The sequence below is a fragment of the Lentzea cavernae genome (assembly GCF_014653695.1).
GTDB classification, from domain to species: Bacteria; Actinomycetota; Actinomycetes; order Mycobacteriales; family Pseudonocardiaceae; genus Lentzea; species Lentzea cavernae.
In genome coordinates this window covers 110,738-135,373 of the sequence record NZ_BNAR01000013.1, presented here as the reverse complement: position 1 = coordinate 135,373, position 24,636 = coordinate 110,738, and the positions used below count along the sequence as shown (strand labels likewise).

Here is a 24,636-nt window from a genome sequence, read left to right as displayed (position 1 = left end):
CGGACGGACGATAGGGTGCGCCGCCATGGAGATCCGGGCCCTGCTCGACCGCATGGACGACGACCGCTGGAAGCGCGAGGTGGAGGACTTCGCGCGGGAGCGGGAGATCTCCACGTTCGGTCAGCTCGTGGACCTGATCACCACCTCCGGGGACCGCCAGGCCTACCGGGTGTTCTCCCTGGTGAACGCGACTGAGCTCTACCCCGGTCTGCTGAGCCACCCGCACGACGGGGTGCGCCGGGTGGCCGCGAGCACGTTCCGCGGCGAGGAGGCGCTGGAACGCGCCGCCGAACTGCTGCCGCTGCTCGCCGACGAGGACTATTACGTGCAACGGGAAGCGTTGTGGGCGTTCGCGACCATGGGCCCGGACGTGTTGCCGCTGCTGCGGGAAACCCGCCGCACGGCCAAAGGAGCGCTGCGCCGGGGCGCGTTGGTCGGCATCGCCGAGGTCGCCGGCCCCGACGCGTTCTCGCCGGAGGACCGCGAGGTGGTCGACCGGTTCATCCGGTACAAGATCGAGGACGAGGTGTACGACGTCGACGAGATGCACCTCTGCGGCGGCTGGTACGCGATCAGGACCGACGACCAGGCGGCCGTGCTCGGGGTCTGCGGCCTGCGGGACCCGGTGCCGGTGACGAAGGTGCTGGGCGGTGAGGCCTGGAACAACGACCACCACGCGACTTCCAGGGACGGCGAGCACGTGCGGTGCGCCAGGGTGTACGTGACGGGCTCGTGGGACGGCTGGACCCTGGTGTTCGGCGAGCCGTTCGCGCACGGAACCCGTTCGGTGCCGGAGATCTGCGCCGCGCTGAGCGCCGTCTTCGGTGAGGCGCACTACTACGGCGAGAGTTGCGGTGACGGCTGGAAGGCCTGGTGCATCGCGGAGCAGGGCGAGGTCGTCCGCCACTACGACGTGTTCGAGTCCGACGACGAGGACGAGGAGGACAACTGGACCACCGACGTGGCCGAAGAGCTGTCGGTGAACCCGCGCTACTTCGAGGGCGACGTCGAGGGGCACGGCGTGCTGGCGCTGACCGAGTGCGGCCGCGAGTACGGCTCTCCCAAGGGTTATCTGCGGATCAGCACCTGATCACCGGCACCTCCAGGGTGCGCACGGTCTCGTTGTCCGCGTCCGTGATCACCCCGGCGACCTCGGCGAACGGCAGCACGGTGAACCGCGACGCCGTGCCGATCTTCTCCGAGCTGGCCAGCACGTAGGTGTCCGCGGCCTGGTGGGCGAGCGCACGCTTCATGGCGGCCTCGTCCGCGTCGCCGGTCGTGAGGCCTGCTTCGGGGTGCACGCCCGTGACGCCGAGGAAGAAGAGGTCGGCGTGCACGCCTCGTGCGGCCTCGACGGCGGCGGCGCCGCACGCGACCATCGAGTGCTTGAAGAGCCGGCCTCCGATGACGTAGACGTCCACGTCCCGGTGCTCCTCCAACGCGCTCGCGATCGTCGGACTGTGCGTGACGACCGTGGCGTGCAGGTCGAGCGGTAGGGCGCGCACGACGGCGAGGGTGGTCGTGCCGCCGTCGAGGATCACGGTGCTGCCCGGTTCGATCAACGCGGCCGCCGCTCGTGCGACCCGTTGCTTGCCATCGACCTGCACGCCCTGACGCGTGGCGTAGTCGGCGATGGCGGGGGATGCGGGCAGTGCGCCGCCGTACACGCGTTGGCAGAGGCCCGCCGCCGCCATGTCACGCAGGTCGCGACGGATCGTGTCCTCGGAGATGCCGACTTCGGCGGCGAGGTCCTTGGCGACGATCCGGCCGTCGGTGCGCAGCCGTTCGAGCAGCAGGTCACGGCGTTGGGCAGCCAGCATGCACGTTTCTCCTTGTTTTTGCCGAGTCTTGCACATTATGGTCGGGGCATGCTGATTCTGATCGCAGGGCCCTACCGCTCGGGCACCGGGGACGACCCCGCACTGATGGCGCGCAACCTCGAACGACTGGAGGAGGCCGCGTGGCCGCTCTTCCGCAGCGGGCACGTGCCGATGATCGGCGAGTGGGTCGCGCTGCCGGTGCTGCGCGGCGCCGGGGGAAGCGCGCCGACCGACCCGATCGCGTCGGAGATCATGTACCCGACCGCGGAACGCCTGCTCCAGCACTGCGAGGCCGTGCTCAGGCTCCCCGGCGAGTCGACCGGCGCGGACGAGGACGTCCGGATCGCGCGCGAACGCGGACTGCCGGTCTACCACCGGGTGGAGGACGTCCCGGGGTATCAGGCGGCCTGACGGGCGGCGGCGACGAACTCGCGCATCCGGCCGTGGTCCTTGACCCCGCGGCTTGACTCGATGCCGCTGGACACGTCCACGCCCCACGGCGCGGCGACGCTGATCGCGTCCGCCACGGTCTCCGGCGACAGCCCGCCCGCCAGCACCCACCTGCCGGTGGGCGGGTTCTCGGCGAGCCGCGTGATGTCCCACTGCTCGCCCGACCCGGCGACGGGGGAGTCGATCAGCAGCAGTTCCTCGCCGAACGCCCCTGTGCGCACGTCCGTGGACGGCCCGAGCGCGGTCGCCCTGACCAGATCGAACGGCAGGTCCGCCAGTTCGTCGAAGGCTTCGCGGGGATAGTCGCCGTGCAGCTGCAACGCGCGTACGCCGGTCTTCAGCGCCAGCTCGCCCGCTTCGGCGGCCGTGATACCGCGCACAACGGCGACCGTGAGGACGTCCGCGGGCACCTCCGCCACGAGCCTGCTCGCCAGGTCGACGTCGATCTGGCGGGGACTGGTGGTGAGCACGAAACCCACTGCGTCCGCGCCGGTTTCCACGGCGACGGCGACATCGGACTCGGTGCGCAGACCGCACAGCTTCACGAACACACCACCGATCCTATGTCGCGCAGCTAACAGTCACACATCCCGGCGCCACGTGGTCCTACTAGTAGGGACACGGGCAACGGAGGCCGCGATGACTGAACATCGAATTGCCACATCAGTGTTGGTGATCGGCAGCGGGGGCGCCGGTCTGCGCGCCGCGATCGAACTCGCCGAGCGCGGCGTCGACGTCATGGTCGTCGGCAAGCGCTCCAAGGCCGACGCGCACACCGCGCTCGCCGCCGGCGGGATCAACGCGGCGCTCGCGACGATGGACCCCGCCGACACCTGGCAGCAGCACGCGGCGGACACCATCAAGGAGAGCTACCTGCTCGCCAACCCCGAGATCGTGCGGGTCGTGGCCGAGCAGGCGGCACGCGGCATCGAGGACCTCGAACGCTATGGCATGCCGTTCGCGCGGGAGGCCGACGGGCGCATCTCGCAGCGGTTCTTCGGCGCGCACACGTTCCGCCGCACGTCGTTCGCGGGCGACTACACCGGGCTCGAGATCCAGCGCACGCTCGTGAACCGGGCCACGCAGCTCAACATCCCGATCCACGACACCTGCTACATCACGCGGATCCTGACGCACGACAACGTGGTCTTCGGCGCGTACGGGTTCGACCTCGACACCGGCACGCGGTACGTGTTCCACGCCGACGTCGTGATCCTCGCGGCCGGCGGGCACACCCGGATCTGGCGCCGCACGTCGAGCCGCCGCGACGAGAACACGGGCGACTCGTTCCGCCTGGCCGTGCTCGCGGGCGGCAGGATCCGCGACCCCGAGCTCGTGCAGTTCCACCCGTCCGGCCTGATCGAACCGGAGAACGCGGCGGGCACGCTGGTCTCGGAGGCCGCCCGCGGTGAGGGCGGCGTCCTCACCAACGCCGAGGGCGAGCGGTTCATGGCCCGCTACGACCCGCAGCGCATGGAACTGTCCACGCGGGACAGGGTGGCGCTGGCCGCGTACACCGAGATCAAGGAGGGTCGCGGCACCCCGAACGGCGGCGTGTGGCTCGACGTGTCGCACCTGCCGCGCGAGCAGATCATGCAGCGCCTGCCCAGGGTCTACCAGACGCTGCTCGAGCTGCAGATGAAGGACATCACGCAGGAACCCGTCGAGATCGCGCCGACCGCGCACTACTCGATGGGCGGCGTGTGGGTCTCGCCCGCCGACCACTCGACGGGCGTGGACGGCCTCTACGCGATCGGGGAGGCCTCCAGCGGCCTGCACGGCGCGAACCGGCTCGGTGGCAACTCGCTCATCGAACTGCTGGTCTACGGGCGGATCGTCGGCGAGGCGGCGGCCGAGTACTCGGCCTCCCTGGACGCGCAACGGCGTTCGCACGAGGCGATCGACGAGGCGCGGTCCGAAGTGGACGGACTGCTGGCCGCCGACGGCCCGGAGAACGTCCGCGCCCTGCAACGCGCGCTGCGCAACACGATGACCGAGCACGCGGGCGTCGTCCGCGACGAGGCCGGGCTGCGCAAGGGACTCGCGGAGCTGGACCAGCTGGAGGCGCGCATCCGCAACGTCGGCGTGCATCCCGACCTGGCCGGGTTCCAGGACCTCGCGCACGCGTTCGACCTGCTGTCCTCGGCGCTCTCGGCCCGCGCGACCCTGGAGTGCGCGCTCGAACGCCGCGAGACCCGCGGCTGCCACAACCGGTCCGACCACCCGGATCTCGACCCGGCACAGCAGGTCAACCTCGTCTGGTCGGGACCCGGCCAGGTCGAGCGGGAGGAGATCCCCGCGGTGCCCGCCGAGATCGCGGCCCTGATGAGGGACGTCGACACGGCCGGCAAGCTGGTCGAGTGAACGAGCGAGGGGGCGGTGCTCCCGCCCCCTCGCTCCCGTCACGGCAGCCGCAGCGCCGTCGTGAACAGGAAGACGCTGTCCTGCACCGCCTCCACCCGGTGCCGGCGGTCCGGCATCGTCAGCAGGTCGCCGGGCGCCGCCTCCCACGAGTCGGGCCCGGCCACCAGCCGCACGTGGCCGAGCAGGACCTGCACGGTCACCTCACCGGGGTGCTCGTGCTCGTGCAGGTGCTCACCCGAGCGCAACGCCATCACCGTCTGCCGCAACGCGTTCTCGTGTCCACCGTGGACGGTCGTGGCGCTGCGGCCGCTCGACGCGGTGCGCGCCAGTTCGAGGTGGTCGTGCGCCAATGCGTTCAAAGACGTCTTCACGGCCGCGGCGCCCTGAGGTGCTGGCGGGCCTCCAGCTCGTCCGGTTCCACGACGGTCAGCATCGGTTGTCCGGGCGCGCAGAACATCGTGACGACGAAGGCGGACTCCTCGTCCAACAGGTGGTTGCCGTCCTGGTAGTGGATGACGTCGCCACCCGGCTCCCAGAACGTCCCGCCCGCGCGCACGACCCGTTCCGGCTCGCCTTCGAGCTCGAAGACGACGGCGCCCTTCACGACGTAGCCGTACGCGGGGCCGGAATGCCGGTGGGGCGGGGCGCCGGGGCTCGACGGCGGCAGCGTCACGAGGATCGTCATGGCCTCGGCGCCCTCCGGGATCTGCGGCGCTCCCGGCACGGTGCCGATGACGTCGAGCTTCGGCGGCGGGCCGCTCTTGTCGGGGTTGTCCAGCTGGTGCGTGTGTTCGTGGCTCATGCCAGAAAAGACCACGCAGCACCTCCATCTGTGACAGCGTCGGCCTTCCCGTTCGAGAGGAAGACCGTTGTCCGAGGAGATCGCGGGCTGGGAGCTGTCCCGCCACGGCGACGAGGAGAGCTACCGCAAGCGCTTGGCCAACGGAGTCACCGTCCACGCCCGATGGGACGGCACCGGCACCGTCGAGGCGTACGTCGAGCCCGCCGGCGTCGGCCGCACGCTCACCAGCAGCCGCAAGGAGTTCCACGACAGGCAGGCGTTCTTCACCGCCGCCCGGCTCGTCGTCGACATGGCGGCGAACCTGCCGTCGTTCCGGATGGGCGCCCAGACGCGCGCGGACCACGTGATGACCGCCGAGGTGGCCGGGTCCGTCGACGCCGTGCCGGGATCGGGCGGGCTGCCGGAGGCCGAACTGACCTTCACCCTCACCGACGGCCGCTCGGTCACGCTGGTCCTCACCGAGGACCAGTCGGACGATCTCGTCTCGAGCATCCACTCGCTCAGCAAGCACGTCTGGTCCGAGCAGCACGAGGAAGAACGTCCCACGGCGACCCGGGCCGAGGTGCCCGATGTCAGCCGGGTCGACGCCGGACCGGACACGCCGCACGAGCTGATGACGGTGCTGGAGGAGAAGTTCGGCGTGACGCGGGACTTCGTGCTGGCGTTCGTGGACTGGTCGACCCTGGTCGTCGTCGGCGAGCCCGCGGTGAGCGACCTCGTCGACCGCGTGGAGGAGCTGACCGAGGCCGTCGCACCGAGGTGGTTCCCCGCCACGGCCGAACGGCCCGGCGAGATCTGGCTGCTCCTGCGCCGGTCGTTCGCGGGCTGACCGGTCAGGGCTTGAAGGGGAGCAGTTCCTCCTCGACGCCGGTCCGCACCACCACGCACGTCGACTCCGGCACCTCCTGCCAGGCGCCGACGAGGTCGGCCAGCGGTTCGGAGACGATCAACCGGGAGTCGTCGGTGAGGTTGTGCAGCGCCGGGTTGTCCGGGTACTGGCGGCGCAGCGTCGACACGTCGGTGCTGTGGAACAACGACCGCGACTTGCCGCGGCTCGAGTACCGGAACGCCCAGGTCGTCGAGCCGTCCGTGACCGCGACCGTCATCTGGACCGGGTACTCGACGCCCGCGCGCCGCCCGACGTCCTCGACGAACTCGACCATGCGCGCCACCCCGGCCGGCGGGTCCTGCTCCAGGCCGAAGCTCAGCGCCAGGTAGAACATGACCTCCGAGTCCGTCGACCCTTCGATCAGCGGGAACAGCACCGGGTCGATCGCCAGCATCAGCTCGCGCCGCACCAGCGGGAACTTGGGGATCAGCCCGTTGTGCATCCACAACCAGCCGCCGTGGCGGAACGGGTGGCAGTTCGACCGCTGCACCGCGCCGCCCGTGGACGCCCGCACGTGCGCGAACACCCGGTCGACCGTGATCTGCGCGGACAGTTCCCGCAGGTTGCGGTCGTTCCACGCCGGTTCGGTGCTCAGGAACAGGCCGGGAGTGCTCGCGCTGCCGTACCAGCCGATGCCGAACCCGTCACCGTTCACCGCCGTGGCGCCCAGCCGGGCGTGCTTGGACTGCATGACGAGGGAGTTCTCGGGCGCGTAGAGCAACTCCTCCAGCAAGACCGGCGAACCGGAATACGCGAGCCACCGGCACATGACCAACCTCCTAATACCCAGCGCTACATGGGAACACGTAGCAGACCGGAATGGGAGGTTTGCGGCGACGCGCCTTCCTCGGGCAGCATGGCCGGGGTGACGGTCCCTCCCGGCTTACGGCAGCCGCCCTACGAAAAGCCGCGCGGGAACTTCGAGACGATCGAGGTCTACGCGCCGGTCACGCAGGTGCCGCCCGTTCCGCAGTCCGTCCCGCAGCCCCTCCCGGAGCCCGCCGAGGAGCCGGAGGAGCGCTCGGACATCGCCGTCATCGGCCCGATCGCCGCCGTCGTGCTCGCCCTGACCGCCAGCACGCTGGTCCTCGAACACCCGGCCGCCCGCGCCGTCGCCGCCGGTCTCGCCACCATCGGCCTGATCGTGGCCGTGGCGTTGATGCTGATGAGCAAGAAGCCGAAGCCCGGCCGGCACGTGGCCCGGCACACCATCGACCCCGAGGCGACGGACCGGATCGCTCACCCCGGGTGGGGGACGACCGACCGGCGCCGCTGACCGGCGCCGGTTCCGGCGGTTCACCGCAGGGTCGCGAGGCCCGCCTTCGCGAACTTCTCGTCCAGGTCACCGCTGGGCGCCCCGCCGACGCCGATGCCCGCCACGGACGTGCCGTCGACCGCCACCGGCACGCCGCCGCCCAGGAACAACGTGCCGGGGATGTCCCGCAGCGTCGCGCCCTGGCCCGTCACGCGGCCGGCGAGCTCCGAGGTCGGGGCGTTGAACGACACCGCGGTGAACGCCTTGCGCCGCGCCGATTCCTCCGTCTGCGGGCCGGCGCCGTCACCGGCGAGCAGCACGACCAGGTCTCCGCTGCGGTCGACGACGGCGACCGTGACGCGCTGGTTCTCCTTCTCCGCGGCGTCGAGGGTGGCCTGGGCGGCCTTGATCGCCGCGTCGACGGTCAGGACCTTCTCCGTGCGGGTGGTGGTGCGCTGGTCGGCTGCCGCGTAGCCGCCGCCGATGCTCAGCACGACGAGGGTGGCGATTGCGATCTTCTTGATGTCCATGGCCACAACGGTGCTCCGACCAGAGCCGTTTTCCGTGGTGGTGACGGTTGAACCCCGGTTCAACCCATCGGTTGACCCGCGGGACCCACCGGGTCGCCTAATGTCGCCGACGTGTGGCTGCACAGGGCGATGCACGCGGGTTTCTACGTGCTGTTGACGGCGTCGGCGGCGCGGTACGTCGCGTACCACGGTGCTGACCTTGTCGTGCTCGGCCTGGCGCTGGCCCTGGGGCTCGTCTATCCCGCGAGCGTGCGGTGGACGCGGGCGTTGCCGCTGGTTCTCGCCGTGTGGCTGGTGCTGGTGTGGCTCGCGCCGAGTTTCGGCTGGTGCGCGATCCCGTTGTTCTTCCAGTGCCTGCGTCTGTTGAAACCGCGGGTGGCGTTGCCGATCGCGGCCGTGCTGACGGCGGCTGTGGTGCTGGCGCAGGTCAGGCTCGCGGCGGCGTTCGACTGGTCGCTCGTGCTCGGGCCGGTGGGTGTGGCGGTGTTGTCGGTGGCGGTGTTCTTCGACCGCGCCCGGCTGCTGCACGAGGCGGGTGTGCTGGAAGAACGCCAACGGCTCGCACGCGAGATCCACGACACGCTCGCGCAGGGCTTCTCCAGCATCCACCTGCTGCTCTCGCTGGGGGAGACGCGCAAGGCAGCCGAGGTCGCGCGGGAGAACCTCGGCGAGGCGCGGCGGTTCGTGCGCGACCTGGCGCCGATCCACGGCACGCTGGTCGAGGCGTTGCACAGACTGGTCCCGCACGTGGAGGTGGACGGTGATCCGTACGCGCTGAGCGTGCAGACCGAGGTCGCGTTGTTGCGGGTCGCTCAAGGTGCCGTGGCGAACGTCTTCGAGCACTCGGGGGCGGGCCGGGTGGCAATCACGCTGTCGTACCTGGGGGACGCGGTGTCGATGGACGTCGTGGACGACGGCTGCGGCTTCGACCCGGCGGAGGTCGAACCAGCGGAGGGCCGCGGCTACGGGCTCGCGTCCATCCGGGGGCGCATCACCGAACTCGGTGGCACGGTGTCGGTGGAGAGCGCGCCGGGGGAGGGAACCGCAGTGGCCGTGACGGTGCCGACACCGTGAGGGTGCTGGTGGTCGACGACCACCCGGTGGTCCGGTTCGGGCTGTCCGGGTTGCTGTCGCGCCACTTCGACGTGATCGAGGCCGCGACCGGTGAGGAGTCGCTGACCAAGGCCCCCGCCGCGGACGTCGTGCTGATGGATCTGCAGCTCGGCAAGGGAATCGACGGAGTGGAGGCCACACGCAGGATCCGCGCGATGGAGAACGGGCCGCAGGTCGTCATCCTGACGACTTACGACTCCGACGCCGACATCGTGCGCGCGGTCGAGGCCGGCGCGATCGGCTACCTGCTCAAGGGCTGTGAACCCGAGGAGCTGACTCAGGCGGTGCGCACGGCGTCGACCGGCCAGACCGTGCTCTCCCCGGACATCGCGCAACGGCTGCTGGGCCAGGTCCGCGACCCCGCGCCGAAGGTCAGCAAGCGCGAGATCCAGATCCTCGAGTGCCTCGCCAGGGGCCTCGCGAACAAGGACATCGCGAAGGAGCTGTTCATCAGCCAGGCCACCGTGAAGACGCACCTGGTGCGGATCTTCACGAAGCTCGGGGTGGAGACCCGCACGGCGGCCGTGACGACCGCCGTGGAACGCAAGCTGATCCGGATCTAGTCCAGCGACGGCGGCGTGGTCTTCGTCAGGCGTGCGTCCGGCTGACTTCCCGACATCGCGAGCATCCCGCGCAACACCTGCAGCAGCGTGCGCAGCCCGCTCGGCTTGCGCCGGTCGATCCCGCCGATCACCTGCTTCAGCACGCTGAGCTGGTCGAAGTAGATGCGCTCGGTGACGAGGTTCTCGTTCTCGTCGAAGATGAAGTACGCGTTCATGCGCGTGCGGTGCCTGCCGCCGGTCGCCGGGATCTTGCCCAACGGCCCCAGGTGCGTGCCCAGCAGCCAGAACTCCACGATCACGGCGTCGACGCTGTGCCGGAACGAGATCAGCTCGTGGTGCTGGTCGGGGAACGCCACCCGCGTGTCGGTGTAGTACTGCCGCACCGCGTCGTCGCCGTCGTGGACGACCATCTGGGCGATGACCTCGTAGTGGGGGTGCGGGAACGTGGACAGCGTGGCGTCCCAGTCGTGCGCCACCTCGTCGCGGAAGTGGTCGAGCACGAGCTTCTCGCGGGCCTGCAGGACTTCCTTCGGCGGGAAGGTGAAGCGGTCGGGCATCGGGAGCTCCTCAGTGGACGATCTGGCCGTGGCTGAACGTGGGGGTGGTGCCGGGGTTCGTCCACGCGCCGGTGAGTTCGCTGGACGGGAAGAACTGCGGGAACCGCGGGTCGGCCTGGCTGCGGTCGGCGAGCGTCTTCTCGAGGATGATCGAGTTGTACTGGTCGGCGGTGCTCTCGATGCTGTTGGCGTTGAGCACGACCTCCTGCTGCCACCGCCGCGACCACGCCGTGAGGCCGGGCAGCTTCGAGTGCTCGGGGACCAGGGCCTCGGCGGCGATGACGTTCTCGCTGCTCACCCAGATGCCGGTGGACGTGTTGACGACCAGACTCTGGTTGCCGAAGACGTGGCCCGGCGTCTTGACCACCGCGACACCCGGCCCCAGCACGACGGAGCCGTCGATCGGCAGGAACGCCTCCGCCGGCAGGTCGCGGTAGGTCGACGGCTGGTACCAGGGCTTCTGCAACGGGTGCAGGTCGGTCAGGGCCGCGAGCTCGTCGCGCTGCACGATCACCCTGGCGTTCGGGAAGTACGGCGTGGCGCCGATCCAGCGCCGCAGGTCCTGCGTGTGCAGGTGGTCGAACATCAGGTAGTCGACGTCCTGCGGCGCGATGCCCAGCCGGTCGAGGTGGCCGGGCACGGTGCCGTGGACCTTGACCACGCGCCGTTCCACCACGGCCGGCGTGCGCTCCGACAGGTCCTCGAAGTACGGCGTGTACCGGCCGTACTCGTGGTCGCTCGGCTCGAACAGCAGGACGCGCTCGCGGTCGCCCTCGTGCCAGCGGATCACCAGCATGCGGTTCGTGATCGACAGGAACGGCGCGATCGCCCGTGACGCCCTGAACAGCCCGAACCGCGTCGGGTACGGCAACGTCACCAGGTCGCGCGTGACGATGCTGCCCGGTGTGCCCGTGGTCGCGAACTCCCGCCGGAACGCCTCGCCGCGTTCGCGCACGACGCGCAGCCGCGCGCCCGGTCCGCCCTCGACGTCCATGTTGTCGAGCGTGTCGATCCTGGTGAACATCATCCCCTCCAATACCCACAGTGTGGGTTAATTCGAAGGTTAAACCCACGGTGTGGGCATCCGCAAGGCACAATGACCGTGTGACTGGAACCCGACGAGGCCGTCCGCGGACGCCGCTGCTGTCGCGCGAGTCGATCGTCGCGGCGACGCTGCAGGTCATCGACGTGGAAGGCGTGGCGGGCGTGGGCATGCGCTCGGTCGCGCGGGCGCTCGGGGTCGACGCGAAGAGCCTCTACAACCACGTCGACGGCAAGGACGGCCTGCTCGACGCCGTCGCCGAGCAGCTGCTGGGCGGCCTGGTGCTGCCGTCCCCGACCGGGGACGCGCGGCGCGACCTGCACGCCATCGCGCACGCCTTCCGCTCCCGCGCCCTGGCGCATCCGGGCGCCGCTCCGCTCGTGCTCACCCGCCAGCTGTCGTCACTGGAAGGTCTGGCTCCGGTCGACGCGGTGCTAGCCGTCCTGCTGACCGCGGGTGCCTCGGTAGAAGAGGCCGTGCACCTGTTGCGGATGCTGCTCGCCACGCTGATCGGCACGTTGCTGCGCGAACTCTCGGCGGCGCCGGCGTTCGGCGGTGACGACGGACAACGCCGTGAGGCGCTGGAGGCTTCGGGGCTCGCAGCGGTGGTGAGGACGGCGCCGCACCTGGCGGCGTTCGACCGCGATGCCGAGTTCGAGTACACCGTGGACCTCGCGATCACCGCCGTGCTGGACCGGATCGGTCAGCGGTCGGGACCGAGGTCCTCGTAGAGGCCCTGCACCAGCCGTCCGGTCGGCTCGCCGCCCGAGGTCTCCACCAGCGCCCAGCCGGGGGAGCCGCGGGGGTCGTCGAGGAGGTGCAGGGCGGCGAACAGCGATTCGAAGGCTGCCATCCGGGCGAACGCCCGCAGGTCCTCAGGCGCCGCTCCCAGCGCGAGCAGTCGTTCCTCCGCGGCTTCGCCGGCCTGGTGGGTCTGCCCGTTCGGCGGGCCCTGCTCGTCGACGATCGCCCGCAGTCCACGCAGGAGCCGTGACCGCGCGTCGTCGGGGAGGTCCATGCCGGACAGCATGCCGTTGATCTTCGGACTGCGCGCTGGGCCGAACGGAGGCAGAGTGGGCGAGCGTGAACCTTCGACGGTGGCCCGTGGTCGCGGCGGCGGGATTCGTCTTCGCGGCGGTCGTGTACGTCCTCGCGGTGCTGACGAGAGCCGGCCAGACCATCGAGAACGCGGCCCTGCGCGGCGCCGACCAGGACGACGTGTCCGAAACGGACGCCGCCTGGCAGGCGCTCGGCCAGATCACTGTCTACTCGCTCGCCGCGGCGGTCGTGGCGGTGGTGCTCGTCGGCGTGCTCAGGAAGCGCTGGGACCTCACGATCGCGGCCGTGGGCGTGATCGTCGCCGGTCAGGTCGTCGTGCAGGGGCTCAAGCGGTTCGTCCTGCCCCGCCCGGCGCTGGTCGAGGTCACCGGCGACTACGCGCACAACAGCCTCCCGAGTGGACACACGACGATCGCGATGACGGTGCTGTTCGCGGCGATCATCGTCGTGCCGTGGAAGTGGCGCGGCGTCGTGCTGTTCTTCGTGCTGCCGTGGGCGACGGCGATCGGCCAGTACACGCTGACGGCGAAGTGGCACCGCCTCAGCGACACCCTCGCCGCCGACGGCATCGCGCTCGCCCTCGCGGCACTCGCCGCGTGGTGGTTGCAGCGCAAGGGGGCCCTTCAGCCCTACACCGGACCGAGGCGCGTCGGCCGGGTCGTGCTGGTCGTGTTCTGGTCCCTCATCGCGGTCGTGACGCTCGCGCTGGGCGCGATCCTGTGGGTGTTCCCGCTGGCCCAGGAGGGTCTGAACGCCGACGAGTGGGTGATCTACCTCGGCGCGGGCTCGTTCGCGTCGGCCGGGTCGCTGATCGCCGCGCTCACTTACGTCGCGTGCTGGCGCCGGATCGCGTGACAACCAGTTGATCTCCCGCGCGTCCTGGTCTGTGGAGAGGTTTCGGGGAGAGGGGACAGGACGTTGAGCTTCAACCGACGTGCGGCACTGACCTTGGGTGCCGGAGCGGCGCTGGCCGTGGCGGTTCCGGCCCAGGCGCAGGCTTCGACGATCACCGGCAAGCTGCGCGAGCTCGAGAAGCAGCACAACGCGCGCCTCGGCGTGTTCGCCGTGGACACCGGCACCGGCCGCACGGTGCTGCACCGGGCGGACGAGCTCTTCCCGATGTGCTCGACCTTCAAGACCATCGCCGCGGCCGCGGTCCTGCGCAAGGACCGCGACGGGACGTTGCTGGGCAAGGTGATCACCTACACGAAGTCCGATGTGGACAAGTCCGGGTACGGGCCGGTCACCGGCAGGCCGGAGAACCTCGCGAACGGCATGACCGTCTCGGCCCTGTGCGAGGCGACCATCACCTACAGCGACAACTGCGCGGCGAACCTGCTGCTCAGGGAGCTCGGCGGCCCCACGGCGATCAGCCGCTTCAGCCGGTCCATCGGCGACCCGGTCACGCGCCTCGACCGCTGGGAGCCCGAGCTGAACTCGGCGGAACCGGGCCGCGTCACCGACACGACCTCGCCGCGCGCCATCGGCCAGAGCTACGCGCGCCTGACGCTGGGCCACGCGCTCAACTCCAACGACTCCGACCAGCTCACGAAGTGGTTGCTGGCCAACACGACCGGCGGCAACCGCGTTCGCGCGGGCCTGCCGTCCGCGTGGCGCTGGGGCGACAAGACCGGCACCGGCAGCTACGGCACGACCAACGACGTCGGCATCGCGTTCCCGGTCGGCCGCGCGCCGATCGTGATCGCCGTCCTGTCGACGCGCAAGGACGAGCCGACCGGCGGCGCCGACGAACCGCTGCTGGCCAGGACCGCCGAGCTGGTCGCGGCGACGTTCAGCTGATCGGCACCCACAGCTCGACCGCCGTGTGCCGCCGGTAGAACTCGACGAGCGGCCTGGAGGAGTCCCGGGGCCCCAGGGCCTTGAGCTCCTCCATGGCCGTACCGATCCGGCCGTACCGATCCGGCCGTACAGCCCGGGCGGCTCACCTTCCAGCACCGCGCGCCGGTACCGCCCGCCGGGCAGCACCCCGACCGCGAGGTCGAAGGAGTCGGCGGGCTGGACAGGCGTGCACACGGTGTAGGTGCCCGCGGACTCGTCCACGCGGGCGAACATCTTGCGCCCCTTGAGGCCCACGAGGTTCTCGAACCAGTCCCACGCCTCGCGCATCGCGGTGAGCTCGTCGGCGACCGTGTGCTCCAGCACGGGCACGTCGTCGCGACTGATGACGTCGTTGCGCACCGATCGACCCTAGCCCTGACGTCGTTCCACCCGCTACGGTGCAATGCGAATCTCGTTCACGTTCCCAAAGGCGGCGGCGATGCGGCGAGCGGTTCTCCTGGTGGTCCTCTTCCTCTTCTCCCTGGTGGTCACACCGGCACGCGCGGAGTTCGACGGCTCCGAGCTGCGGGTGTCCGGCGGGGTCTTCCGCGACGAACACGGCCGCGAGGTGGTGTTGCGCGGCTTCAACGTCTCCGGCACGGCGAAACTCGCGGAGTACCGCGGGCTCCCGTTCGCGAACACCTCCGACGCGCGGAGGTCCGCGCAGGCGATGAAGCAGCTGACCGGCGCGAACGCCGTGCGGTTCCTGCTGACCTGGGCGTGGATCGAACCGCAGCGCGGGCAGATCGACCACACCTACCTCGACGGCGTGACCGCGCAGCTGCGGGCGTTCACCGATCTGGGCGTCCGGGTGTACCTCGACTTCCACCAGGACCTGTACTCGCGCCACCTGTTCAACAAGGACAGCTGGTACACCGGTGACGGCGCGCCGGCGTGGGCGGCGAGCGGGTACCCCAAGGAGTCGTGCGGGATCTGCGTGCACTGGGGCCAGAACATGAAGAACAACAACGCCGTCACCGCCGCCACCTACGACTTCTGGCACAACCGCAACGGTGTGCAGGACTCGTTCGTCAACGCGGCCGGCGAGGCGCTCAAGCACGTCAAGCAGGCGTTGCCCGCCAACGAGTTCAAGCTCGTCGTCGGCGTCGACCCGCTGAACGAGCCCTACGCCGGCAAGTACGACGCCGGCCAGACCTCGCAGACGTGGGAGCGCGACCTCCTGATGCCGTTCTACCAGCGCTTCCGCGCGGAGATGGACGAGGCGGGCTGGACGGCCAAGCCCGCGTTCGTGGAGCCGCTGGTGTTCTGGAACCAGAACGTGGACTTCTTCGCCGAACCCGGCGGGCTCGCGCTCGTGCCGTCGCTGGGGGAGCGGTTCGTGTTCAACGCGCACTTCTACGACGGCAAGGCGCAGTCGGGGGTCCTCATGCCGGGCAAGGCCGGCGACGGCCAGTACACCCAGGCGTTCGGCACGATCCGCGACCGCGCGAGGGCGCTCGGCACCACCGCGATCGTCTCCGAGTTCGGCCACCCGGTCTCCGGCTTCACCTCCGACAAGACGCCGTCGGTGCTCAAGGCGATCTACCAGGGCCTCGACTCGACCGCGCCGGGCGCGCGCTGGTGGTCGGCGCCGCGCGGCAGCGTGGTCTCCGGCAGCCAGTGGCACTGGGACACCAACTACGGCCGTCACCGCGAACTGATGAACGACAACCCGGACAAGGTCAAGACCGACGGCGACGCGATGAACGACGAGCACTTCTCGGCCGTCAAGCTCGACGCGGCGGGCAACGCGGTGCTCACCGTCGACCGGGCCCTCGTCGACCGCGTCTACCCGCAGGCCGTCGCGGGCACCACGCTCGCGTTCACCTACGAGGACCGCGCGTACCAGACCTGGCAGCAGGTCCCGCTCCCGAACGTCCGGGCGCTGGTGGGCTCGGCGCCGTTCGCGGTGATCGTCTGGGACTCGAACGGCGGCACCGCGCCGACCGAACTCCACCTGCCGCAGTCGTTGCGCTCGCCGTTGGTGATCAGCTCGGCCACCTCGACCGCGCAAGCTGACAAGCTCCTGCTCACCAGCGGGCCCGGACGCCAGTTCGCGCTGGTCACGGCCCCGTCCGGCGGGAACGTCGCGGCGGCGGAGGCCGAGATCCGCCAGTGGTACGTAAGCTGGTGAAGTGCGAACAAGGCCCACTCTGACCTGGTCGAACCCAGGCCCGTCGCTGCCGCGCACCTCCACCCTCGCCGACGTCGTGCCGATCGTCGCGGAGGGTGGGGTGCTGGTGCTCAGCGGTGCGGGCATCTCGACGGAGTCCGGCATCCCGGACTACCGCGGCGAAGGCGGGTCCCTGCGCAAGCACACCCCGATGACCTACGAGGAGTTCACCGGCAGCCAGGCGGGCCGGCAGCGCTACTGGGCGCGCAGCCACGTCGGCTGGCGCACCATCGCCCGCGCGCACCCGAACGCGGGCCACCACGCCGTCACCAGGCTCTCGAGCAAGCTCTGCGGCGTCATCACCCAGAACGTCGACGGCCTGCACCAGGCCGCGGGCTCGCCGGACGTCGTGGAACTGCACGGCGGCCTCGACCGCGTGATCTGCCTCGACTGCAAGCTGCTCACCCCGCGCATCGACCTCGACCGCCGCCTGCGCGAGGCCAACCCGGACTTCCACGTGACGACCGACGAGATCAACCCGGACGGCGACGTCTTCCTGCCCGAGGAGACCGTGCGCGGCTTCGAGGTCGTGCCGTGCGCCGTGTGCGGTGGCGTGCTCAAGCCGGACGTCGTGTTCTTCGGCGAGAACGTGCCCCGCCCCCGTGTCGAGCAGTGCTACTCGCTCGTCGACGGCGCGCGGTCCCTGCTCGTCCTGGGTTCTTCGCTGACGGTCATGTCCGGACTCAGGTTCGTGCGGCGCGCTTCGGCCGCCGGAATCCCGGTGGTGATCATCAACCGGGGTGAGACGCGGGGCGACCCGCACGCGACGCACCGGGTCGACCTACCGCTCGGGAAAACGCTGACGGAGCTGGCAGAAGTCTTCGTACAATGAGGAATGGTGACCTTTTCGGTCGACGACGTCGAGCCGGTGACCGACCTCCTTCCCACTTCTCCCACCGCTGATCTGTTCCCCGGGGCGCTCGCCACCGGGGGCGACGCGCGAGTGCTCGAGCCCAACGGTGTGCACCCCTTGCTGCACGCGGTCGGCAAGGCGTTCGCCGAACACCGGCCGCTGGTGCTGTCACCGGACGCGGTGTGGCTGACGATCGCGCGCGGCATCTCCGACCACGTGAAGCTCAACGCCGAGGAACTGCGACCTGTCCTCGTCGGCCACGAGGGCAAGAAGGTCCTCGCGGTGTCCTACGGCCCCGCTGACACGTGGGACACCGTGGTCGAACGGTTCGCGAAGGAGATCGGCGACACGACCTTCGACTGCGACTTCAGCACGAGCACCGACGTCGAACGCCTGGCGGGCCGCGTCGCCATGATGGACGCCTACTCGCCCTACCACGGCTATTGGATGATCGGCGTCTGCGGCATCCCATCGATCACCCTCACCGGATCGCCGGACGACTGGCGCCGCATCCGCGCCAGGGTCGACGACCTCCCTGGGTTCGGGCTGGAGCACTGGTGCCGTTCGCTGCGACCAATCACGGACGAGTTCGTGCGCGCGTTCGAAGGCGACGCGGACGCGGAGTTCTGGAAACGGATCTACAACCCGGTGGACGCGTACGGCGGGGAGATCGTCACCGGCTGGATCACGCGTTTCTACCCGTACCTGGAATTCTCCCCGGAAGGCACCGTGCCGAACCCGATGCTGGACCTCCCGGTCGGCGAACCGCGGGACAGCACCGAGCACGGCCTCGTCACGAACACCGTGCCCGCCACGCTGTGCCGTGCGGTGATCAACGTCAACGACCATCGCGACATCAGCGCCGTGGCGGTGGACGCGGGCCTCGTCGGCGTCACCCAGCACGAGGACGGCGCGCTGGAACCGGTGGCGGGCTGGGCGGTGGTGGCCGCTCCGCCGAGCATCGAGGCGGTGCTGGACCGCGTCGTCGTCGAGCACGAGTGCGAGCCTCCCGAGCCGCTGGTGCAGCGCCCGGGACCGCTCAGCATCTACATGCGACCGCAGGGCAGCGGTGAGCTGATCGCGCTCTACGAGCGCTTGGGCGCGGCGTCGTTGCACGGCGGCTCGTGGAGGATTCGCCCGAACAGCGCTCGGGGACGTGAAGGGGTCGGCCGCTACCAGGTCGACGTGGTGTTCGACCTGGCGGACGGGCGGCTCGCCGGTGAGGTCGCCGACTTTCGCACCGGACTGAGCCACTGGGTGCTCTTCCGCCCCGGCGACCTCCCGGAGGACGTCCCGGTGCTCGGCTCCTCGCTCGCGATGCTGCTCGAATCAGTGCTCGACCACGGCGAGGTCGCTCAGATGGAGACGATGAGGCTTTCCGAGCTGCGGCTGAGCCACGACTAGTTCTGGGCGCGGAACTGGTCCAGGATTCGCCGTTCCCGCTTCGTCGGACGCCCGGCGCCCCGGTCGCGCCGAGCGATCGGGGCCTCGACGGGGGGTGGGGGAGTGCGGTCGATGAAGCACGTGGCCGCGTCCGCCGCGCCGACGCGTTTCTGGATCACGCGCACCACTTCGACGATGCGCGTCTTGTCGCCGACGCGGGCGCGGACCCGGTCTCCGGCGACCACGGTCGCGGAGGCCTTCGCGGGTTTGTCGTTGATGCGCACGTGCCCGCCCTTGCACGCCTGGGAGGCGTCCGGGCGGGTCTTCGTCAGCCGGACCGCCCACAGCCAGCGGTCGATGCGCGTGGACTCCACCCCGCCATCATGGCACTTCCGGAGATCCGCGGGCCGCTCCGGCCCTGCCCGCTAAGCCTCCACTGTGGACGGAAGGCCGAGCATCCGCGCGAGGCCGGACAGTTCGAGCACCCGTGTCACCTGGTCGGACGCGGCGGAGAGTCTGAGGCCGCCCGCCGCGGCCGACGCGCGGGCGTGGCCGCGCACCAGGGCGCTCACGCCGCTGGAGTCGCAGAACTTGACGCCCGTCAGGTCGAGCACCACGTAGCGGTGGCCGTTGTCGAGGAGCCGGTCGAGCCGGGCGAGGAGCCGTTCCGCGCCGGGGCCCGCCAGTTCACCGGAGACGGTGACGAGGGTGGAGGCAGGTGACGACGACGTCACCGTGACTTCGAGCATTTCGTTGCGGTACCCACTGGGACGCGTCCTGAAACCACCCTGGCTGCTGTCCCCCGTGAGGGGGTCGTGGACAACAGGGCGTTAATGCAAGATCCGAATTCGTTAGATCATTCAGGCTCTGTTCTCAGGAATATTCCTGATCGCTTCGTATCCGCTGTGTGACGGCATTTTGGTCTCGGCCAAAAGCTTCGACGGTGTTTTCGTCCGTCCGGAGACTGGCGGTGGGGCAGGTGCTTGTTGGGGAGAACAGGTCGCCTGGCAGAGGGGATACAGGGGGAAACACATGAAGAGGCACGTGCGCGACAGTTTCTTCGTCGTGGGCGAAGGTGTGCTGGAATTCGACGACAAAGGCGTGGCGACCACGCGTCCGCCCTCCACCGCGGAGGAGCTGCGCAGGTTCCGGTTCTCGCGACTGGGGCCGAAGGGGCCGCGCACGGACGAGGAGACGCGGGTCGCCCTCGCGTCCGCGATCACCGCGAACGTCCCGCAGCCCGACTCGGCGGATCCGGCCGTTCCGGCGGGGTTCACCTACCTCGGCCAGTTCGTCGACCACGACCTGACGATGGACCGCACCGAGTCGCAGCTGGGGCAGGACGTCAACCTCGACGAGCTGGTGCAGGGCCGCTCGCCGGCGCTGGACCTCGACTCGGTCTACGGCCGCGGCCCGCGCGACAAGGACGACCAGGCCTTCTACGCCCAGGACGGGGTGAAGCTCAAGGTCGGCACCACGACACCGGTGCCGTTCCCGGACGAGGGCACCAACGTCCCGTTCGAGGGCTTCGACCTGCCGCGCCGCGGTGGGACGGCCGGCACGGCGGCGGATCGGCGGCTGCCGCTGATCCCGGACGCCCGCAACGACGAGAACCTCGTGGTGGCGCAGACGCACCTCGCGTTCATCCGCTTCCACAACCGCGTGGTCGACGAGCTCGCGCTCACCGGCCTCACGGGCACGCGGTTGTTCCGCGCTGCCAAGGAACTCGTGGTGCGGCACTACCAGTGGATGCTCAAGACCGACTTCCTGCCGCGGATCGTCGACCAGGCGATCGTGGACGACGTGTTCACCCACGGCCGCAGGTTCTTCGAGGTGCCCGGCCGGTGCCGGGACGACTCGCCGACCATGCCCGTCGAGTTCTCGGTGGCCTCGTACCGCTTCGGGCACAGCCAGGTCCGCGGCGCCTACCAGTGGAACCGCGTCTTCAACTCGACGGGACCGGGCGGCGTCGCGACGTTGTTCGCGCTGTTCACCTTCACCGGTGCGGCCGGCAACTTCGACCCGAGCTCCGGCACGCCGGGCGACCTCGACGACGTGAACCGCGGCCCGCTCTTCACGTTGCCCAGCAACTGGATCGCGGACTTCCGCCGGCTCTACGACTTCACCGAGGCCGAGCGCGAGGACCTGGTGCCGCCTGCGGAGTCCGGTGGCGGCAACGTCACCAAGCGGATCGACACGCTGCTGGTCGACCCGCTGACGCAGCTGCCGGCCGGCACGTTCGGCGGTCGCGGCACGGCGTTCCGCGAGATCGAGCGCAACCTCGCGTTCCGGAACCTGACCAGGGCCTCGATGATGGAGCTCGCCACCGGCCAGCAGCTCGCCGAGCTGTTCCGCGTCGAGCCGCTCACCGCCGAGCAGATCCTGGTGGGCAACGGAGGCGCGGTCGTCGAAGGCCTGTCGCAGGAGCAGCAGGAGCGGCTGGTCGAGGCCACCCCGCTGTGGTTCTACGTCCTGCGGGAGGCGGAGGTCGGCAACGGGCTGCTGGGCCCGGTCGGCGGCCGGATCACCGCGGAGGTCTTCCACCGCGCGATGGAGGGCAGCCGCATCTCGATCGTGCGCTCGCCCTACTGGCGGCCGACGCTCGGCCCGGACTCCAGCACGTTCCGCATGGTCGACCTGGTGCTGTTCGCCTTCGAGGGCAAGGCCGACCTGCTGAACCCGCTGGGCGACTGATCCCCCTCGCTCCTCCTGTCTGACCGGGTGGTGGCGGTCAGACAGGAGAGGGAGATCAATGCCACGTCCAGAAACCACACGTCGCGAGAACACGCGGGAACGCCTGACTCGTCTTGCGCGGGAGTCCGGGATTCCGTTGCTGCGGATCGGCCTGGGGGTCGTGCACCTCTGGTTCGGCGTGCTGAAGCTCTTCCCCGGTGGCAGCCCTGCCGAGGACCTCGTCGAACGCACGGTCTCCGCGCTGACGTTCGGGATCGTCCACGGGGACCTGGCCCGGCTGAGCGCCGCGGTCACCGAGATCGGGATCGCGCTGGTGCTGCTGAGCTTCCGCGCGCCGCGGCTGTGCGCGGTGCTGCTGATCGGTCACGTCGTGCTGGTGTCGACACCACTGGTGTTGTTCCCCGGCGAGATGTGGGCCGGTCCGCTGCAGGCGTCGTTCGAAGCCCAGTACGTCCTGAAGAACCTGGTGACCGTCGCCGCCGCGGTGGTCATCGCCTCATCGCACCCCAGGGTGCGGTGACCGGGAGCCGCTCGATCCACGGGGATCGGGCGGCTCCCGCGTCGCTGTAGGTTCGCGGGAATGGGGGAAATGTTCGCGCCACTGGCGCATCCTGCTTTTCGCTGGCTGTTCCTCGCCCGCGTCACGACCGTCACCGGCAACGCGATGGCACCGATCGCGCTCGCGTTCGCCGTGCTCGACCTGACCTCGTCCATCACCTCGCTGGGCCTGGTCGTCGCCGCGCGGTCGGTGACCAACGTGGCGTTCCTGCTGTGGGGCGGCGTTGTCGCGGACCGGCTTCCGCGCCAGCTCGTGCTCGTCGGGTCCTGTGCCGTCAGCGCGGCCGGCCAGGCGGTGATCGCGGCCCTCGTGCTGACCGGGACCGTGTCGATCCCGTGGTTCGTCGTGCTCTCGGCGGTCAACGGCATGTCGAGCGCGTTCTCGCTGCCCGCGTCCTCGGCGCTGGTGTCCCAGACCGTGCCGGTCGACGTGCGGCTGCGGGCCAACGCGTTGCTGCGTCTCGGGGTGGGCTCCGCGAACATCGGCGGCGCGGCCCTGGGCGGCCTGCTGATCGCGTTCACCGGCCCGGGCTGGGGGCTCGTGGTGGACGCGCTGTCGTTCGCGCTGGCGGCCGTGTTCTTCGCCTTCGTGCGGGTGCCCGCCGCCCGTGCCACCGCTGAGAGCAAGCCGTCGGTGTTCGCCGAGATGAAGGAGGGCTGGACGGAGTTCGTCGCACGGCAGTGGGTCTGGTTGGTGGTCGCGGCCTTCACGTTCGTCAACGCGGCGTTCGTGGGCGGTGTGATGATCCTCGGTCCGGTGCTCGCCGACACCACGTTCGGTCGTGAGGTGTGGGGCCTGGTCCTCGCCTCGGAGGCGGCGGGCATGGTCGCCGGCGCCTTCGTCGCGATGCGGATCAGGGCACGCCGCCTGTTGCTGTTCGGGGCGGCGTGCACGGCGGCGTTCGCGTGCCTGCCGCTGACGATGGTCCTGTACCCGCAGCCGTGGGCGCTCGTGCTCGCCGCTTTCGTCTGCGGGCTCGGTGTGGAGCAGTCCGGGGTGGCGTGGGAGACGACGTTGCAGCACCATGTCCCGCAGGACCGGCTCGCGCGGGTCTACTCCTACGACATGGTCGGGTCGTTCGCGGTGATCCCGCTGGCCCAGCTCGCGATCGGGCCGGTGTCCCACGCGTTCGGGACGTCCGCGACGTTGCTCGGATGCGCCGCGATCTGCCTGCTCGCGACCGCGGTGATGCTCGCTTCCCGGTCCGTGCGTTCGGTCGCGAACGTTGCTACGGTGCAGGCATAGGTATTCCACTTCACTGGGGGAGTGAATGAACCGCAAGCGTTTCGCTGCGCTCTTCACCGCTGTCACGTTGCTGGGCGCGGCTCTGTCACCGGCAGCCTCCGCCTCTGCAGACACCGGCCACCGCCCGCTCGCGGAGCGGCTGCGCGAGGCCATCGCCGCGCAGGACTTCAAGGACGTCATCGACCTGACCCCGCCGGTGCCCGGCGCGCGGTCGGCCGGCAAGCAGGAGAAGTACGACGCCTCGCCCGCGGAGCTGATGAACCGCGCCCGGTCGCGGATGGCGGCGGGCAAGCCGTTGCACCAGACGCCGAACATGGACGCGGCGATCATCGAGCTCGACGCCTTCGGCCGGCCGAAGGCGGTGGCGAACGTGCTGCTGAGCCCGCAGCACCCGAACGGCGTCGTCGTGCCGGTCGAGCGCAGGGGCCTGTCCACCGACCAGGTGCGCTACCGCTGGTGGGACGACACCGAGTGGGACGTCAACGGCGGCAGGGGAACCGTCGACGTGCTGCCCGGCAGGGAGAACGCGCCGATCGACTTCTCCTCGCCCTACCCGGCGTCGGTGCTGAAGCTGATGGTGGGCTTCGGCGTCCTGCGGCTGGCGGACCAGGGCAAGGTCGATCTCGACGCCGACTACGTCTACGACCCGAACCCGGTGCGCGCGGCGTGCGGCGGCCCGTCGGTGAAGAAGGTCCGGCAGCACTTCGACGAGATGATCACCAAGTCGCAGAACGAGTCCACCTGCGCGCTGATCAAGCTCATCCACGACCACAACGCCTGGGACGAGGTGAACCGGACGTTCGCCGACCTCGGCATGCCGACGCTGATGGTCACCGGCACCCTGCCCGGCAACGGCGGCCAGTGGATCGGCTCGAACATGAGCGGCCTCGACACCGCGAAGCTCCTGCTGCTCGTCAACGGCGGCGCCGGCGTGCTGTGGACGACCGACAAGGGCAAGCCCGTCACCCGCAACGAGCTCTCGCCGTCCTCGCGGAGGTTCTTCCAGGAGACGCTGGCGGGCCAGGGCCACAACGAGATGCTGTCCACGCCGAACTGGTGCGGCCGCGACTACCCCGTGCAGGGCATCCCGCAGCAGGTGCCGGCGCGCTGGATCAAGCCCGACGGCACCGTGACCGTCGGCGACGCGATCTACGACCGCGACGTGCGCCCGTGCAACGACGCCGCCGAGGTCACGTTCGCGCACAAGACGGGCTGGGTCGACACGACCGGTTCGGACGCGGGCATCGTGAAGTCGATCCGCGGCAAGGACAAGCGCGACTACGTCGTCGTCGTGTTCTGCAACCTCGGCACCGACTACGTCGACGCGAACCGTCCCGCCGACCCGCCCGGCGTGTACCCGGTGCTGTACACGCAGAAGTACGCGCAGCTCGGCAAGGCGATCGACACGATCATGAAGAACCTGTAGTCCCCCCCGGTACCGCGGTC

Annotated in this window: 28 protein-coding genes; 17 read left to right on the top strand and 11 right to left on the bottom strand. The window is 70.2% G+C overall.

Going from position 1 to position 24,636, the window contains the following annotated elements; genetic code table 11:
- The first annotated feature begins 25 nt into the window (after positions 1 to 25).
- Positions 26 to 1,090, top strand: coding sequence for a HEAT repeat domain-containing protein (locus IE307_RS33880; RefSeq protein WP_229905339.1), 1,065 nt, complete (start codon positions 26 to 28; stop codon positions 1,088 to 1,090).
- On the opposite strand, the gene IE307_RS33875 is transcribed toward IE307_RS33880, so the two are convergent.
- The gene (locus IE307_RS33875; RefSeq protein WP_191303485.1) at positions 1,080 to 1,820 is read right to left on the bottom strand and encodes a DeoR/GlpR family DNA-binding transcription regulator; all 741 of its coding nucleotides are present in this window, start codon (positions 1,818 to 1,820) and stop codon (positions 1,080 to 1,082) included. The genes IE307_RS33880 and IE307_RS33875 overlap by 11 nt on opposite strands.
- A gap of 48 nt (positions 1,821 to 1,868) precedes the next feature.
- Here IE307_RS33875 and IE307_RS33870 point away from each other — a divergent pair, with 48 nt between their 5' ends.
- Complete coding sequence (locus tag IE307_RS33870) at positions 1,869 to 2,231, top strand: DUF4406 domain-containing protein (RefSeq protein WP_191303484.1); 363 nt, start codon at positions 1,869 to 1,871, stop codon at positions 2,229 to 2,231.
- Here the strand turns inward: IE307_RS33870 and IE307_RS33865 are convergent.
- The gene (locus tag IE307_RS33865; RefSeq protein WP_191303483.1) at positions 2,219 to 2,821 is read right to left on the bottom strand and encodes a phosphoribosylanthranilate isomerase; all 603 of its coding nucleotides are present in this window, start codon (positions 2,819 to 2,821) and stop codon (positions 2,219 to 2,221) included. The two genes, IE307_RS33870 and IE307_RS33865, sit on opposite strands and share 13 nt — an antisense overlap.
- Before the next feature lie 121 nt (positions 2,822 to 2,942).
- On the opposite strand from IE307_RS33865, the gene IE307_RS33860 reads away from it, so the two are divergent.
- The gene (locus IE307_RS33860) at positions 2,943 to 4,634 is read left to right on the top strand and encodes an L-aspartate oxidase (RefSeq protein ID WP_229905338.1); all 1,692 of its coding nucleotides are present in this window, start codon (positions 2,943 to 2,945) and stop codon (positions 4,632 to 4,634) included.
- Positions 4,635 to 4,672: 38 nt separating this feature from the next.
- Here IE307_RS33860 and IE307_RS33855 read toward each other — a convergent pair whose 3' ends face one another.
- Both IE307_RS33855 and IE307_RS33850 read right to left on the bottom strand, forming a co-directional pair.
- Positions 4,673 to 5,005 carry a cupin domain-containing protein gene (locus IE307_RS33855; protein WP_191303481.1) on the bottom strand — a complete coding sequence of 111 codons (333 nt, stop codon included), beginning with the start codon at positions 5,003 to 5,005 and terminating at the stop codon, positions 4,673 to 4,675.
- Complete coding sequence (locus tag IE307_RS33850) at positions 5,002 to 5,436, bottom strand: cupin domain-containing protein (RefSeq protein ID WP_191303480.1); 435 nt, start codon at positions 5,434 to 5,436, stop codon at positions 5,002 to 5,004. The genes IE307_RS33855 and IE307_RS33850 overlap by 4 nt, the downstream gene beginning before the upstream one ends.
- Positions 5,437 to 5,503: 67 nt before the next feature.
- Here IE307_RS33850 and IE307_RS33845 point away from each other — a divergent pair, with 67 nt between their 5' ends.
- On the top strand, positions 5,504 to 6,265 hold the full coding sequence (locus IE307_RS33845; protein WP_191303479.1) for a hypothetical protein: 762 nt from the start codon (positions 5,504 to 5,506) through the stop codon (positions 6,263 to 6,265).
- A gap of 4 nt (positions 6,266 to 6,269) precedes the next feature.
- Here IE307_RS33845 and IE307_RS33840 read toward each other — a convergent pair whose 3' ends face one another.
- Positions 6,270 to 7,094 carry a class II glutamine amidotransferase gene (locus tag IE307_RS33840; protein ID WP_191303478.1) on the bottom strand — a complete coding sequence of 275 codons (825 nt, stop codon included), beginning with the start codon at positions 7,092 to 7,094 and terminating at the stop codon, positions 6,270 to 6,272.
- A 96-nt stretch (positions 7,095 to 7,190) separates the two neighbouring features.
- On the opposite strand from IE307_RS33840, the gene IE307_RS33835 reads away from it, so the two are divergent.
- A complete protein-coding gene (locus IE307_RS33835) occupies positions 7,191 to 7,601 on the top strand; it encodes a hypothetical protein (RefSeq protein WP_191303477.1) in 411 nt (136 codons plus the stop codon).
- A gap of 20 nt (positions 7,602 to 7,621) precedes the next feature.
- Here IE307_RS33835 and IE307_RS33830 read toward each other — a convergent pair whose 3' ends face one another.
- The gene (locus IE307_RS33830) at positions 7,622 to 8,110 is read right to left on the bottom strand and encodes a GlcG/HbpS family heme-binding protein (RefSeq protein ID WP_191303476.1); all 489 of its coding nucleotides are present in this window, start codon (positions 8,108 to 8,110) and stop codon (positions 7,622 to 7,624) included.
- Between the two features lie 111 nt (positions 8,111 to 8,221).
- Here IE307_RS33830 and IE307_RS33825 point away from each other — a divergent pair, with 111 nt between their 5' ends.
- Positions 8,222 to 9,184 (top strand): sensor histidine kinase, encoded by a 963-nt coding sequence (locus IE307_RS33825; protein ID WP_229905337.1) that lies wholly within the window; start codon positions 8,222 to 8,224, stop codon positions 9,182 to 9,184.
- A complete protein-coding gene (locus IE307_RS33820; RefSeq protein WP_191303475.1) occupies positions 9,181 to 9,786 on the top strand; it encodes a response regulator in 606 nt (201 codons plus the stop codon). The genes IE307_RS33825 and IE307_RS33820 overlap by 4 nt, the downstream gene beginning before the upstream one ends.
- Here IE307_RS33820 and IE307_RS33815 read toward each other — a convergent pair.
- Both IE307_RS33815 and IE307_RS33810 read right to left on the bottom strand, forming a co-directional pair.
- Positions 9,783 to 10,343, bottom strand: a complete 561-nt coding sequence (locus tag IE307_RS33815; RefSeq protein WP_191303474.1) for an ester cyclase — start codon at positions 10,341 to 10,343, stop codon at positions 9,783 to 9,785. The genes IE307_RS33820 and IE307_RS33815 overlap by 4 nt on opposite strands.
- A gap of 10 nt (positions 10,344 to 10,353) precedes the next feature.
- Complete coding sequence (locus IE307_RS33810; protein WP_229905336.1) at positions 10,354 to 11,367, bottom strand: MBL fold metallo-hydrolase; 1,014 nt, start codon at positions 11,365 to 11,367, stop codon at positions 10,354 to 10,356.
- 80 nt (positions 11,368 to 11,447) lie between these two features.
- Between IE307_RS33810 and IE307_RS33805 the strand changes: the two genes are divergently transcribed.
- Positions 11,448 to 12,116: a TetR/AcrR family transcriptional regulator gene (locus IE307_RS33805; protein WP_229905335.1), complete on the top strand. Its 669-nt coding sequence runs from the start codon at positions 11,448 to 11,450 to the stop codon at positions 12,114 to 12,116.
- Here IE307_RS33805 and IE307_RS33800 read toward each other — a convergent pair.
- Complete coding sequence (locus IE307_RS33800) at positions 12,089 to 12,415, bottom strand: hypothetical protein (protein ID WP_191303472.1); 327 nt, start codon at positions 12,413 to 12,415, stop codon at positions 12,089 to 12,091. The two genes, IE307_RS33805 and IE307_RS33800, sit on opposite strands and share 28 nt — an antisense overlap.
- A gap of 53 nt (positions 12,416 to 12,468) precedes the next feature.
- On the opposite strand from IE307_RS33800, the gene IE307_RS33795 reads away from it, so the two are divergent.
- From IE307_RS33795 to IE307_RS33775, 5 genes are all read left to right on the top strand, one after another.
- Positions 12,469 to 13,299: a phosphatase PAP2 family protein gene (locus IE307_RS33795; RefSeq protein ID WP_229905334.1), complete on the top strand. Its 831-nt coding sequence runs from the start codon at positions 12,469 to 12,471 to the stop codon at positions 13,297 to 13,299.
- Between the two features lie 63 nt (positions 13,300 to 13,362).
- A complete protein-coding gene (gene bla, locus IE307_RS33790) occupies positions 13,363 to 14,244 on the top strand; it encodes a class A beta-lactamase (RefSeq protein ID WP_191303471.1) in 882 nt (293 codons plus the stop codon).
- 442 nt (positions 14,245 to 14,686) lie between these two features.
- Positions 14,687 to 16,417, top strand: a complete 1,731-nt coding sequence (locus tag IE307_RS33785) for a cellulase family glycosylhydrolase (RefSeq protein WP_229905333.1) — start codon at positions 14,687 to 14,689, stop codon at positions 16,415 to 16,417.
- Between the two features lies 1 nt (position 16,418).
- Positions 16,419 to 17,288 (top strand): NAD-dependent protein deacetylase, encoded by an 870-nt coding sequence (locus IE307_RS33780; RefSeq protein WP_191303469.1) that lies wholly within the window; start codon positions 16,419 to 16,421, stop codon positions 17,286 to 17,288.
- 6 nt (positions 17,289 to 17,294) lie between these two features.
- Positions 17,295 to 18,713 (top strand): DUF4419 domain-containing protein, encoded by a 1,419-nt coding sequence (locus IE307_RS33775; protein ID WP_191303468.1) that lies wholly within the window; start codon positions 17,295 to 17,297, stop codon positions 18,711 to 18,713.
- Here IE307_RS33775 and IE307_RS33770 read toward each other — a convergent pair.
- A complete protein-coding gene (locus IE307_RS33770) occupies positions 18,710 to 19,066 on the bottom strand; it encodes an RNA-binding S4 domain-containing protein (RefSeq protein WP_191303467.1) in 357 nt (118 codons plus the stop codon). The two genes, IE307_RS33775 and IE307_RS33770, sit on opposite strands and share 4 nt — an antisense overlap.
- Positions 19,067 to 19,117: 51 nt before the next feature.
- A complete protein-coding gene (locus IE307_RS33765) occupies positions 19,118 to 19,441 on the bottom strand; it encodes an STAS domain-containing protein (RefSeq protein WP_191303466.1) in 324 nt (107 codons plus the stop codon).
- A 283-nt stretch (positions 19,442 to 19,724) separates the two neighbouring features.
- On the opposite strand from IE307_RS33765, the gene IE307_RS33760 reads away from it, so the two are divergent.
- The 4 genes from IE307_RS33760 to IE307_RS33745 are packed head-to-tail and all read left to right on the top strand — an operon-like array spanning position 19,725 to position 24,616.
- The gene (locus IE307_RS33760; protein ID WP_191303465.1) at positions 19,725 to 21,386 is read left to right on the top strand and encodes a peroxidase family protein; all 1,662 of its coding nucleotides are present in this window, start codon (positions 19,725 to 19,727) and stop codon (positions 21,384 to 21,386) included.
- Positions 21,387 to 21,444: 58 nt separating this feature from the next.
- Positions 21,445 to 21,906: a DoxX family protein gene (locus IE307_RS33755; protein WP_191303464.1), complete on the top strand. Its 462-nt coding sequence runs from the start codon at positions 21,445 to 21,447 to the stop codon at positions 21,904 to 21,906.
- Positions 21,907 to 21,966: 60 nt separating this feature from the next.
- The gene (locus tag IE307_RS33750; RefSeq protein ID WP_191303463.1) at positions 21,967 to 23,190 is read left to right on the top strand and encodes an MFS transporter; all 1,224 of its coding nucleotides are present in this window, start codon (positions 21,967 to 21,969) and stop codon (positions 23,188 to 23,190) included.
- Between the two features lie 25 nt (positions 23,191 to 23,215).
- Complete coding sequence (locus IE307_RS33745) at positions 23,216 to 24,616, top strand: serine hydrolase (protein WP_191303462.1); 1,401 nt, start codon at positions 23,216 to 23,218, stop codon at positions 24,614 to 24,616.
- Positions 24,617 to 24,636: the final 20 nt, after the last annotated feature.